This window comes from Anaerospora sp., assembly GCF_032013335.1.
Taxonomy (GTDB): Bacteria; Bacillota; Negativicutes; order Sporomusales; family DSM-15969; genus Anaerospora.
Map to the genome: position 1 here is coordinate 70,076 of NZ_DALZUO010000010.1, position 12,181 is coordinate 82,256.

A 12,181-nucleotide genomic window follows, 5' to 3' on the forward strand; every position below is an offset into this window, starting at 1 on the left:
CAGGGAGGTGGAGAAATTTGGATCTGCTGAACGTAATCAAAGCTGCCGGAATTATTGGAGCGGGAGGGGCCGGATTTCCTACTCATGCTAAACTGACTTCCAAAGCGGAGTATATATTGCTGAATGGGGCGGAATGTGAGCCGCTCTTACGTGTAGACCAGCAGCTGCTTGAACAATTCCCCGATCGAATTATCAAAGGCCTGGAAGCGGCGGGAAAAACGATTGAAGCCCGCAAAGCCGTAATTGGAATTAAGGGTAAGCATAAGGCGGCAATAGCTGTCCTCCGGCAAAGAATTGCCGCACTGGGACTTTCCGGTTATGTGGAGATTATGGAGCTAAGAGATTTTTATCCTGCCGGTGACGAGCAGGTTCTCGTTCATGAACTGACACAAAGAATCGTACCCGAAGCGGCGATTCCACTTAAGGTGGGCTGTGTGGTTATCAACGCGGAGACGGCACTGAATATATCCTGTGCTATGGAAGGCAGTCCTGTAACAGAAACGTATCTCACGATTGCCGGTGATATACCCTGTCCGGTAACAGTCAAAGTGCCGGTAGGTACCGCAATCAGGGAGGTAATCAGGCAATGTGGTGTGACAAATATCGAGGACTATGCCGTAATTGACGGGGGACCGATGATGGGGCCGGTTATGAAAGACATAGACGGATATGTCACTAAAAAAAGCAAAGGCTACATTTTGCTCAAGAAAGAGCATTTTCTTATTCGGAAAAAGTCAGTAGGTGTGGAGCAGGCAAGAGTAATCGGCAGGACGGCCTGTGAACAATGCCGCATGTGCACGGACTTATGCCCTCGTTATCTACTGGGACATAATATTCAGCCTCATAAAGTGATGCGGGCCCTGAGCTACAACCTGGAAGACCTAAAAGAGCAGCAAATTGCTCAGCTTTGTTGTGAATGCAATGCGTGCGAGCTGTTCTCCTGTCCGGCCAATCTTCATCCGAAATCGGTCAATATCCTATACAAGAAAAAGCTGGCTGAAAAAGGGTTAAAATATCAGCCATCCCAACTGGAACCGGTAACGCGGTCGGCTAGAGAATACCGCCTTATTCCCAGCAAGCGGCTGATTGCTAAAATCGGGTTGACTGCTTTCGATAGACCTGCTCCGCTGACGCAGATTGTGTTTCAGCCTCCCCAGGTCCGCATTGCTCTCAGCCAGCATATCGGAGCACCGGCTATAGCTGTGGTCACCGTCGGTGAGCAGGTAAAAGCCGGACAGGTGATCGGGAAAATCCCCGACGGCAGCCTCGGTGCGGCAGTTCACTCCAGTTTCGATGGAACTGTTGTTGAGCAGTCAGGCAACTCTATTGTGATAAAGGTGGGTTCCTATGTATAACGCAATAGGCATGATTGAGCTTACGAGTATTGCCAGAGGAATATATGCAACAGACCTGATGATCAAAACAGCTTATGTGGAAGTAGTTAGTGCGACGCCTGTATGTCCGGGAAAGTATATTGCGATTATCCGGGGCGATGTTGCCGCCGTTGAAAGCTCAGTTGCTGTTGGCGTGGAAACGGCAGCTGAATATCTGGTAGACAGCTTTATTCTGCCCAATGTTCATCCGGCTGTTTTTCCGGCTATTACAGCTACCACTATGCCTGACGGAATGGGAGCATTGGGTATTATGGAAGCATTTTCTCTGGCATCCATGATTATTGCGGCTGATGCGACTCTTAAAGCGGCTGATGTACAGGCGCTGGAACTTAGGTTGGGCAGCGGCCTGGGAGGAAAGGCATACTTTACTTTTACCGGGGATGTTGCTGCCGTTCATGCAGGGATTGAGGCCGGAAAAGCCACTGTTCTTGAAAAAGGGCTATTGGTCGATATTGAGGTAATTCCCGCGCCGGCCGAAAAATTATGGACAGCGCTATTCTAATATTACAAATACAAATCCGGTACAAGGAGGTGCTAACATGAAGAAACTTGTTTGTGCAAGTGAGGTGGAAGCAGCGGCAGAAAAGGGGCAAAAAACATTCTGCATAGACTGCAATACAATTATTACACCGGCCGCTAAGGATACGGCTCGGGAACGGGGCGTGGCGTTTACAACGGCTCCGGCAAGCAAAGAATCTGTTCCTCAGCAGGATAAAAGACAGGAGCAGGAGCTTGATAAAGCGGTAATCTATCAGGTTGTAAAAGCGGTGTTGGCCAGCCAATTACTGACTGGAGGTCCAGTTTGTCCTCCGCCTTTTCTTGTGGAAACTGAGCCCCAAAGCGGCTTGAAAGTGGTTCGAGGCAGAACGGTGCAATTTGAGAACTTTGATACAGGTAAGCCCGGTACTAACGTAGCGTATCGTGAAGTAATCAGTAAAACCGACTCTCAAATGAGCGCAGGCTTTCTGACTATTGAGCAATCCAGTTTTGACTGGGAGCTGAGCTATGAAGAAATTGATATTGTTCTCGAAGGAAGCTTGTCTGTCACCATTAATGGCGAAACGCATCATGCTACGCAGGGCGATGTCCTTTTCGTTCCCAAAGGGTCTACTGTTACCTGGAGCTCCTCGGGATATGTCAAGCTGTTCTACGTAACCTATCCGGCAAACTGGGCAGAGCTTATGCTCGGCCAATAGGAGGGTAAGATATGCTGGCGCTTGGCTTACTTGAAACCAGAGGACTCGTGCCTGCGATTGAGGCGGCTGATGTTATGCTTAAGGCGGCACAAGTGGAGCTCATAGGAAGAACCTTAACGGGCGGCGGTCTTGTAACGATTACCGTAACCGGTGACGTAGGTGCCGTTAAAGCTGCCGTAGAGGCGGCAGTAGCTGCGGTTGTAAAGAGGGAGCCCTTGTTGCTGGTATCTCATCATGTCATTCCCAGACCTCATCAGGAGCTTGAAAGCATACTCGTAAGGCCAGGCATTGCACCAAGGGAGGCAGCTTTGGTGGAGGAAATAGTATGGGCTCCGGTCGATGATGCAATAGGCAGTGGTGATAGGCTGGTAGATAGCGAGACTAGTCAGGAGAGCGAGCCTGTTCCAAAGGATGCGTTGCAGAATTTTTGCAAAGCAGAAGCGGATGATCTTAACCGGAAGTTTGGGCTCAACGAACTAATGGATGCACTGCACCTGCTATCTGTGGTCAAACTTCGTAACCTGGCAAGAGAATATAGAGAACTAGGGATAGCGGGCAGGGCTATATCCAAAGCCAATAAAGACTTGCTTCTTGAGCAGTTGAAGGAATATTACGAGAGGAGGAGTGAACGGTAATTTGTGTGCAATATCATGAATATGTAGCTGCTATACCGGTGTAACCGGTATGGGAGATGGAGGGTGACTACAAATTTGGAAAACTATGATTATGATTTACAGTCCGTGCAGGAAACTAGAAATTTAGCACGGCAGGGCAAACAGGCACAAGCTGAGCTTGCAAAATTCAATTGTGAGCAGATTGATAAAATTATCCGGAATATGGTGAAAGTGGCAGAAGAAAACGCTGTTCTGCTAGCGAAAATGGCTGTCGAAGAAACCGGCTTCGGTAAAGTAGAAGATAAGATTTTTAAAAACCGCTTTGCTTCTACTGAACTTTACGAGTTTATCAAGCCTATGCAGACTATTGGCGTCATTACAGACGACAAGGTTAAGAAAACGATGGAAATAGCCGAACCGGTAGGATTGCTGATGGGGATTGTTCCCTCAACAAATCCCACATCAACGGCTATCTATAAAGCAATTATTGCGATTAAATCACGCAATGGTATTGTCTTCTCACCTCATCCTTCTGCAGTAAAATGTACTTTGCAGGCTGCCAGACTCATGAATGATGCAGCAGTAGCTGCCGGTGCGCCGCCCAATATTATTGGCTGCATTTCGAAGCCTTCGATGGAAGCGACTAATGAACTGATGAAATGCAATGAAATTGCCCTGATCATTGCAACAGGCGGTTCCGCCATGGTCAAAGCTGCGTATAGCGCAGGGAAACCGGCGCTGGGAGTAGGCCCAGGCAATGTTCCGGCCTATATCGAAAAAAGCGCTAACATAGCGAAGGCAGTTAAAAATATTATGGCTAGCAAAACCTTTGATAATGGCACTATATGTGCATCTGAGCAATCGGTTATTGTTGAAGAATGCATTCGTGAGCAAGTGATAGAAGAGTTCAGACGCCAGGGCGGTTATTTTATGACTCCTGCCGAAACGGAACAGGTTGCTAAGAAATTGTTTGTTCGTGGGTCTGCTATGAATGCAAAAATGGTTGGCAGATCTGCCGAGGTCATTGCAAGCAGTGCAGGTGTTGCTATTCCTGCGGGCACAAAAGTTTTGTTAGGTGAGCAAAACGGCGTAGGGGAAGGCTATCCCTTGTCTTATGAAAAGCTGACGACCGTATTGGCCTTCTATACCGTGCAGGACTGGCATCAAGCATGCGATTTGTGTATTGCTTTATTAAATAACGGTGGTGTGGGGCACAGTCTTTCGATTCATACCGAAAATCCTGAAATGGCAATCAAATTTGCTGAGAAGCCTGTATTCAGAATACTGGTTAATACCGCATCCAGTCAGGGGGGCGTCGGTGCAAGCACCGGACTTTCCCCAGCCTTTACACTTGGCTGCGGGACCTGGGGCGGAAGTGCTACCTCTGATAATGTAACGCCCCTGCACTTAATCAACATTAAACGCATTGCTTATGGAATTAAAGATTTTACTGCAAGCACAAATACCGTTCCTTTAGCCTGCTCAGTGCAGCGCAGCAATCCGGGCGACATCAGTGACGATCAGATTATGACGGTTGTAAATGAAGTCATTTCGCTATTGAGAAAAAAAGGTGATTACCAGCATGGGTAAATATGATGCTTTAGTAGAGCTGCTGGTGGCAGCAATCAAAGAAGGGAGGGATGTAAAGCGGGATGCCAACTCCATACCGGTAGGCATATCCAACCGTCATGTTCATATTTCTCAGCCTGATTTGGACACTCTCTTTGGCAGGGGCTATCAATTGACAAAAATGAAGGATTTGTCCCAACCGTTGCAATATGCCTGCAAAGAAACGTTGACTATATGCGGTCCTAAGGGCGCCATTGAAAAAGTTCGTATTCTCGGTCCGGTAAGGCGAGAAACACAGGTGGAAATACTCCAGGCTGATTGTTTCAAGCTCGGTATAGCTGCTCCAGTAAAAATGTCAGGAGATTTGCGGGGAACTCCGGGAATTACGCTTATTGGGCCCCAGGGCAGTATCTTGCTAATGCAAGGAGTTATCATTGCTCAGCGGCATATCCATATGACTACGGAAGATGCCGCTTGCCTTGGTGTCGCTGATGGAGACCAGATAGCAATTCAAGTCAGTGGCCATCGCGGCGGGACTTATACGAATGTTGCCGTTAGGGCTAACAGCACATCGGCTCTTGAGTGTCACCTGGACACGGAAGAAGCGAATGCAATGAATCTTACAGCCACTTCGACAATAACAATAGTAAAATAAAATAAAAATTTTGGGAGGCAATAACAATGAGTAAAACAGAAGCTTTAGGATTAATCGAAACAAAAGGTCTGGTAGGGGCAATTGAAGCAGCAGACGCTATGGTCAAAGCGGCCAATGTGTATCTTATCGGCCGCGAATTCGTCGGCGGTGGCTTGGTAACCGTTATGGTACGAGGTGATGTTGGTGCAATAAAAGCGGCAACTGATGCCGGTGCTGCTGCTGCTCAGCGAGTGGGTGAGCTAATTTCCGTACATGTTATTCCTCGGCCTCATGGTGATGTAGAAATGATCCTTCCCTCTGCTAACAAACAGGCATAAGCATAAATCAGACAGACATACAGCAAAGGTCAAAATCTTTATTAAAGATTTTGGCCTTAGGCTTTTCTGCTTCCATACAACGGTTGTCTTAACGTAGGCAGGGCCTTCTGCTATTTACATTTTAATGAGGGTATTATAAAATTAATTTAATATTTTATATTTTGGAAAAACACTAAATAAGCGACAACTCTTTGGGTGTTTCTTTTTAAGTAATTCTGCGAACTTGATGGAATAACTTAATATTTATGCACGGTTAGTTGCTTACTAACTAATGAATTGACAGTAGTTGATTCTTTTTTGATATTAGGCAGATTGCAAGTTGGAAAAGGAATTTTGGCGGAACGTATGAATAAGACGGAAAAAAAGTTAAAAAAAATAATGGATGCTAACCTGTACTCTCGATATAGCGGGTTGTTAGCTTTGTCCAATATTTCACTACAAGTCATTGATACTAAGGGAGATATTCTGCTTGAATTTAATCCGGCTCCCGATTTCTGTAAATTAATTTGTCAGCCGGAAGAAACCTGCATTTGTGAAGACTACATTTCTCGGCTAAAGCCCGGCGAAAAAGACCGTTTTGTCTGTCGGTACGGACTGATCAATATTCTGCTGCCCATCGCCAGCAATAACCAAACTTTGGGGTATGTTGTAGGAGCGCAGGTTTATTCACCGGAAAGTGAATATCGCAAGTATCTGATTGATATCATGACAATTGCTAAAGAGCGAAAAATTGAACCTGAATTTATTGCTAAGTCAATTGCGGCATTAAAAACTGTCGAAGAAAATAAAATTGAAGTTCACGAACAACTGTGCAATCATATTGCGCAAAATGTATTTTATGATATTTCCGAAGACATTCCTACAAGTGATCCTGTTATAGCAAGGTTATCGATTGAAAAAGAAATGCTAGAAAAAAAGATTATTGATCTGGAAGCAAAAAATATGTCATTAGTCATTAATCCGCATTTCCTCTTTAATACGTTAAACTCAATTGCGCGGATTGCTTATTTTGAGAAATCCCATAAAACGGAAGAGTTGATTTATTGCCTTTCTGATTTATTGCGCTACAATTTAAAACAGGATGATGATCTGCATACTATCGGAGCCGAAATGGATAATATTGAAAAATACCTTTATATTCAGAAAACCAGATTTAAAAATCGCTTGGATTATGTGATTGATATTGCAGAGGATATCAAACCCCATCGAATACCGAATATGATTATTCAGCCTATCGTGGAGAATGCAGTTATTCATGGAATAACTCCTAAACGGGGCGGTGGGGCAATCACTATCTGTGCGGAAAAATATAAAAACGAGATTACGATTTCCGTTATTGATAATGGGAATGGGTTTCCCAAAGAAATTTTGCAAAGTTTACACCAGCCGGAGAATAAGCTAGGCATAGGCTTTCGCAGTACGGACCAGCGATTAAAGCGTTATTTTGGAGAGCATTATGGATTACGTGTGGTAAAGTCGGATTATAGTGGCAGTACCGTTACCATCTCGATTCCCACCAAACCCAATGTGAGGCGATAGTAATGAGCGTAGTTTTAATTGTGGAAGATGAATTACTGGAACTGGAATTCCTGGAGTCAATAGTGACTGACCTTCTTCCTAATGATCAAATTCTTACCTGTGAGAGTGGCATACAGGCTGTACAACTGGCAAAACAATATCGACCGGACATTATCGTAATGGATATCCTAATTCCTGAAATGAATGGATTACAGGCTATTCAAGAAATAAAGAAATTTCTTCCCCGGGTAGGTGTAATGATTTTATCCGCCTATTCGGATTTTTCCTATGCACAAACAGCAATTCGCTTGGGCGTTCAGGAGTATCTCTTGAAGCCCATAAAACCTTCGATTATTAATCAGGCAGTACATGACTTGCTGGCTGCTGCCACTGCATGTGAGGACGAAGCTTTTATAGAACCTAAGATCAATCAGATCTATTTCATTGAAAAATCGATAAAATACATTCATGACAACTTTAAACAAAAACTTCCTCTACAACTGGTCTCCTCTTACATTTATGTAAATCCGCAATATTTTAGCCGCATCTTTAAGAAAGAGGTAGGCGTCAATTATATAGACTATGTAAACAATTTAAAGATTGAGTATGCCTGTAAGCTGCTGGAAACAACTAGTTACCCTGCTTATCGCATTTCCAGTGAATGCGGCTTTACGGATCCTTCTTATTTTAACCGCGTTTTCGTACAACAGATGAAAATGACCCCTCATGCATACAGAAGAAAGCATTTATGTGAGAATGCAGAAAGCAATGGATGAGTTCACAGCATCATAAACAGCGAGGACGAAGAACCGGTACTTCATCTGCAAAGAGGAAAGACTGGTTTTTTTATTTGTGAGTGTCACGGGGACGGTTCTTTTGACAGCAATGAGGATGCTTGTTATAATAAACGTGCAATGCGGTTTGATGATACGCAAAAAGTGTGTGTCACTGGAACCGTCCCCGTGACAGTGTTGCGGGATTGTTAAAAACGAGGTGAATTACGTGACAAAGCATTGGAAACCGTTTGTAATAGGCGCGACGACTATGCTGGTGCTTTTTGCAGGCTTTTATATGTTTTTCATGGCATCACAGAACAAGCTGATTCATCAACAACCCTCTCCAACTAGCAATGCAGCTGTTCAGCCCGATGCAGTTACCATTACTCCATTGCCAACGCTGCGCCTAATCCGGGGCAATGAGGTTCCTTTTGAAGGGAAAGTGGAGCTCAAGCAAGCTATTGCCGGGCGTTTTGCCCAAAATGTGACGGTAGTAAGCTTTCAGGCTACCGGTGAGCATGCTGACAAATCAGTACTTAAAATTATTTGGGAAAACGGGGAAGAAGATAAGCTTTCTCCAGGCACGCAAAATAAAACATTTTCCCCTGATAAACGGGCGGTTGAAATATCGGTAAGCGGTTATAGTGTACATGAGAGGCGATTGTTTAAGGATTCTAACCGCAGCGGCACATTAACATGGGAAATTCGCTATGAACCTGTTGAGCAGTAACTAACTGAATGAATCATGGTTTGAGGGACTTGCTGATTAGCTGGCAAGTCTTTTTGCTTATTATGTTCAGTAGATCTTTTTTTCAAATTGTGATAAGGTAGAAATAAATTTCTAATAGAGGATGAACCGCTATTTTTGAAACATGGGTACCTAATTTAAACGAATTATTTGTTGGCTTATCCGTTATGCTGATCCTGGTATTTGGCCTTAGTAAAACGGCAATGTTTCGGCGCATTGTGATTAATAAAGGCACATCACTGACAGAGAAATGCGCTTTGGCGGTTTTCTTTGGTTTGTCAGGTATTCTGGGAACCTATATGGGGGTCTCTGTAGGAGATGGGTTTGCCAATACCCGGGCAGTTAATGTTATTGTTGCCGGACTGGTAGGCGGTAAAATTGCGGGCTTGGGCGCAGGCGTAATCGCCGGACTCCACCAAGGGTATCTCGATAATTTTAGCGCTGTTGGAAGCTCTGTCGCTACAATTCTGGAGGGATTATTTGCCGGTATAGTGGGTAATAATATTGCCCATGGTAAAGACAAATGGGCTTGTGCCTTAGCTGTGGGGATTATTCTTGAAGCATTTCATATGCTACTGCTGCTGCTGATTAATTGGCCTATTGATCACGGGCTGCTTTTTATATCACATATCGCTTTGCCCATGCTGGTAATAAATCCGCTGGGTATTTTAGCTCTGATTGCTATATTGGAAAGTGTCTTTCGTGAACAGGAGATGGTCGAAGGTTCAGCCGCCAGGTTAGTGCTGCAGATAGCTAGCAATACGATTACTCATTTGCGAAAAGGGTTAAATCGCGAATCAGCTGAAAAAACAACGCAAATCATTTTCGCCAGGGTGCCTGATTTAGCGGGTGTGGCAGTTACTAACCTCACCGAGGTATTAGCTTTCACCGGCAGAGAGTCAGAGTCGCATTATCCGGACAGCATAACAAGAAATATTCAACAATCCCTGGAGACCGGCGAATCGGTTTTAGCTCAGACGCATCAGGAAATTGGCTTTATAAGTCCTGACAGTCCGATTGGTTCTAAAATTGTTGCGCCGTTAAAGGATAAGGATGATGTAATCGGAACAATTGTAATATTTAAATTAGAAGAAAGAAGTATTACGCCCTTTGAAATTGAACTGATCAATGGGCTGGCACAACTTATATCCACTCAGCTTGAGGTCAGCAAAAGCGAGCATCAGTCGGCACTGCTTGCTCATGCAGAAATAAAGGCATTACAAGCACAAATTAATCCTCACTTCTTATTTAATGCGCTGAATACAATTCGCTATTATTGCCGCAAGCAGCCTGAGACAGCAAGAGAACTTTTGGTGCATTTAGGAAAGTATTACCGGGATAATATTGTGGCTCACGACGGGCTGGTGGATTTAGCAACGGAGATTAAGCATATACGGGATTATGTAGTCATCGAAACTGCCCGCTTTCAGGACAAGCTGCAAGTTATTTATCATGTTCCTGATGAATGCAATTGCCTGTTACCTCCTTTATTGCTGCAGCCCATTGTGGAAAATGCGATTAAACATGGATTGTATCCTAAGCGGGAAGGTGGAACTGTTACAATTGCCGCACAATTATGGGAAGATAAAATAGTGATTACCATAGAGGATAACGGAGTGGGTATGACACAGGAGCAGATCAGCGAAGTACTTAAACCCGATCCTGCACGGAATAATATTGGTCTTAGTAATGTCTATAGCCGCTTAAAAAGTATATATGGTGACGAATGCGGTTTCTTGATTGAAAGTGAACCAGCAAAAGGGACAAAAGTTACAATCACACTTCCAGTCGAGGGGGAGACAAAAGATGATAAAGATAGTCATTGTTGACGACGAGTATCCTGCTCGCGAGGAACTAAAGGATATGCTGGCAGAGATAGAAGGCGTAGATATTATAGCCGAGTTTGAAGACGGCATGGAAACCATTGATTTTCTGCGGAAAAATGATCATGCAGATGCTGTGTTTTTAGATATTCGCATGCGCCACAAAGATGGCATTGTTACTGCCTGGGAGATTTTACAATTACCTAAGCCTCCCCAGGTTGTTTTCATTACCGGATATGAAGATTATGCTGTTAAAGCCTTTGAATTAAATGCAGTAGACTACGTTCTCAAGCCTTACAGTTTGCAGCGATTGGAGCAGACTGTTGGTAAGCTGCGCAGCATGGCCTCTGTGAATCAGCTTGCTAATGAAAATACATTTGAGTTTCTCAGAAACAATCTTACAAATGAGCAGATGCGGTTATTTGTATGGGTCGGCGAGAAAATGGTTGTATTGCATGCGGATGATATTGTTTATATTAAAACAGATGAAAAAGGGAAACCAATGATTTATAGCAGTAAAGGTATCTTTATGACACGGTTAACCTTAAAGGAAATTGAGAAAACACTTTCACCTGTTCAGTTTGTCAGAACACATAGAAGTTATTTGGTTAATCTCAATAAAGTAAGTGAGGTTGTTCCGTGGTTTAATAATACGTATATGATTTCACTAGATGGGTATAAAGAGGAGCAGGTGCCTGTTGCCCGTCATTACTTGAATGATTTTAAAAGTGCCTTTAAAATTTTGTAGACATTGTTTATTTTTGGGGGGGCATCGCGAGCGCAGCGTGGCGATCTCCTTTGCAGAATTTACTTTTGTCGATAGTCAGACAGTTAGCTTAAGCAGCTAACTGTCTTTTTATTTGTTTACAGTATAAAATATGCATCTAACTGCCTGTTTTTATCATGTTATAGTGAAATGTATCCAAAATGAGCGAAAAATCGCTATAATTTTAATGCAATTCAATCGTAGTCTTTATGCAATCAAGCTCTTAATTGCAAAGGAGGTGCTGAATAAAATACGGGTGATATCGAACAATAACGATAATACCGCTGTTAGTTTGCGTAAGCAATAGTAAGATTGGAGGAAGCGAAACGTGAGAGTTTTCAAAGTAAATGTTAATGGTGTAGCTTACAATGTTGAAGTGCAAGAAGAAGGGGTCGCTATTGCCGCCGCTGCTGCTCCTGCCGCCGCTCCCGCACCAACGTCAGCTCCAGCCCCAGTTTCTGCTCCTGCAGCAGCACCTGTTGCCGCTGCAGCACCTGTTGCCGCTGCAGCACCGAAAGCAGCTGCTGCTGAAGTTGCTGCCGGTGATACCCCTATCAGTGCGCCTATGCCGGGGAAAGTAAGCAAAGTGATTGCTAAAGAAGGCTCAACTGTTAAGAAGGGCGATGTTATCATGCTGCTGGAAGCAATGAAGATGCAAAATGAAATCGGCGCTCCTGCTGCCGGTGTGATCAAGTCCGTAAACGTTGCTGCCGGTGAAAGTGTAAAACCTGGTCAGGTGCTGGCAGTTATTCAAGGTTAACTCAATACAAATCTGATTATCATAACAATCGCTATATTGCATTAG

Annotated in this window: 12 protein-coding genes and 1 pseudogene; all 13 read left to right on the plus strand. The window is 44.1% G+C overall.

Going from position 1 to position 12,181, the window contains the following annotated elements:
• The first annotated feature begins 17 nt into the window (after nucleotides 1-17).
• The 13 genes and pseudogenes from RTR76_RS10255 to RTR76_RS10315 all read left to right on the plus strand — a co-directional run bounded on the left by RTR76_RS10255 (nucleotide 18) and on the right by RTR76_RS10315 (nucleotide 12,136).
• Nucleotides 18-1,355, plus strand: a complete 1,338-nt coding sequence (locus tag RTR76_RS10255; RefSeq protein WP_312520165.1) for a 4Fe-4S dicluster domain-containing protein — start codon at nucleotides 18-20, stop codon at nucleotides 1,353-1,355.
• On the plus strand, nucleotides 1,348-1,896 hold the full coding sequence (locus tag RTR76_RS10260) for a BMC domain-containing protein (protein ID WP_312520167.1): 549 nt from the start codon (nucleotides 1,348-1,350) through the stop codon (nucleotides 1,894-1,896). Before RTR76_RS10255 ends, RTR76_RS10260 begins: the two co-directional genes overlap by 8 nt.
• A gap of 37 nt (nucleotides 1,897-1,933) precedes the next feature.
• Nucleotides 1,934-2,590, plus strand: coding sequence for a cupin domain-containing protein (locus RTR76_RS10265; protein WP_312520170.1), 657 nt, complete (start codon nucleotides 1,934-1,936; stop codon nucleotides 2,588-2,590).
• A gap of 11 nt (nucleotides 2,591-2,601) precedes the next feature.
• Nucleotides 2,602-2,865: pseudogene (locus RTR76_RS20895) on the plus strand (BMC domain-containing protein); the annotation flags it as partial.
• Between the two features lie 423 nt (nucleotides 2,866-3,288).
• Entirely contained in the window at nucleotides 3,289-4,794 is a 1,506-nt protein-coding gene (locus RTR76_RS10275; RefSeq protein WP_312520174.1) for an acetaldehyde dehydrogenase (acetylating), read from the plus strand.
• Nucleotides 4,787-5,428 (plus strand): phosphate propanoyltransferase, encoded by a 642-nt coding sequence (locus tag RTR76_RS10280; RefSeq protein WP_312520176.1) that lies wholly within the window; start codon nucleotides 4,787-4,789, stop codon nucleotides 5,426-5,428. Before RTR76_RS10275 ends, RTR76_RS10280 begins: the two co-directional genes overlap by 8 nt.
• A gap of 26 nt (nucleotides 5,429-5,454) precedes the next feature.
• Nucleotides 5,455-5,745 (plus strand): ethanolamine utilization microcompartment protein EutM, encoded by a 291-nt coding sequence (gene eutM / locus RTR76_RS10285; RefSeq protein WP_312520178.1) that lies wholly within the window; start codon nucleotides 5,455-5,457, stop codon nucleotides 5,743-5,745.
• 345 nt (nucleotides 5,746-6,090) lie between these two features.
• Nucleotides 6,091-7,284 (plus strand): histidine kinase, encoded by a 1,194-nt coding sequence (locus tag RTR76_RS10290; protein WP_312520180.1) that lies wholly within the window; start codon nucleotides 6,091-6,093, stop codon nucleotides 7,282-7,284.
• Between the two features lie 2 nt (nucleotides 7,285-7,286).
• The gene (locus tag RTR76_RS10295; RefSeq protein ID WP_312520183.1) at nucleotides 7,287-8,039 is read left to right on the plus strand and encodes a response regulator; all 753 of its coding nucleotides are present in this window, start codon (nucleotides 7,287-7,289) and stop codon (nucleotides 8,037-8,039) included.
• A gap of 226 nt (nucleotides 8,040-8,265) precedes the next feature.
• Entirely contained in the window at nucleotides 8,266-8,769 is a 504-nt protein-coding gene (locus RTR76_RS10300; protein ID WP_312520186.1) for a hypothetical protein, read from the plus strand.
• 185 nt (nucleotides 8,770-8,954) lie between these two features.
• Nucleotides 8,955-10,616, plus strand: coding sequence for a LytS/YhcK type 5TM receptor domain-containing protein (locus RTR76_RS10305; RefSeq protein ID WP_312520188.1), 1,662 nt, complete (start codon nucleotides 8,955-8,957; stop codon nucleotides 10,614-10,616).
• Nucleotides 10,594-11,358: a LytTR family DNA-binding domain-containing protein gene (locus RTR76_RS10310; RefSeq protein WP_312520191.1), complete on the plus strand. Its 765-nt coding sequence runs from the start codon at nucleotides 10,594-10,596 to the stop codon at nucleotides 11,356-11,358. The genes RTR76_RS10305 and RTR76_RS10310 overlap by 23 nt, the downstream gene beginning before the upstream one ends.
• A gap of 346 nt (nucleotides 11,359-11,704) precedes the next feature.
• Complete coding sequence (locus tag RTR76_RS10315) at nucleotides 11,705-12,136, plus strand: biotin/lipoyl-containing protein (RefSeq protein ID WP_312520194.1); 432 nt, start codon at nucleotides 11,705-11,707, stop codon at nucleotides 12,134-12,136.
• The last annotated feature ends 45 nt before the right edge of the window (nucleotides 12,137-12,181 follow it).

What these genes read in the sequence shown, in the direction of transcription:
- RTR76_RS10260 (WP_312520167.1), top strand. Translation starts at nt 1,348, where the DNA reads ATGTATAACGCAATAGGCATGATTGAGCTTACGAGTATTGCCAGAGGA.
- RTR76_RS10265 (WP_312520170.1), top strand. Translation starts at nt 1,934, where the DNA reads ATGAAGAAACTTGTTTGTGCAAGTGAGGTGGAAGCAGCGGCAGAAAAG.
- RTR76_RS10280 (WP_312520176.1), top strand. Translation starts at nt 4,787, where the DNA reads ATGGGTAAATATGATGCTTTAGTAGAGCTGCTGGTGGCAGCAATCAAA.
- eutM (WP_312520178.1), top strand. Translation starts at nt 5,455, where the DNA reads ATGAGTAAAACAGAAGCTTTAGGATTAATCGAAACAAAAGGTCTGGTA.
- RTR76_RS10290 (WP_312520180.1), top strand. Translation starts at nt 6,091, where the DNA reads ATGAATAAGACGGAAAAAAAGTTAAAAAAAATAATGGATGCTAACCTG.
- RTR76_RS10295 (WP_312520183.1), top strand. Translation starts at nt 7,287, where the DNA reads ATGAGCGTAGTTTTAATTGTGGAAGATGAATTACTGGAACTGGAATTC.
- RTR76_RS10305 (WP_312520188.1), top strand. Translation starts at nt 8,955, where the DNA reads ATGCTGATCCTGGTATTTGGCCTTAGTAAAACGGCAATGTTTCGGCGC.
- RTR76_RS10310 (WP_312520191.1), top strand. Translation starts at nt 10,594, where the DNA reads ATGATAAAGATAGTCATTGTTGACGACGAGTATCCTGCTCGCGAGGAA.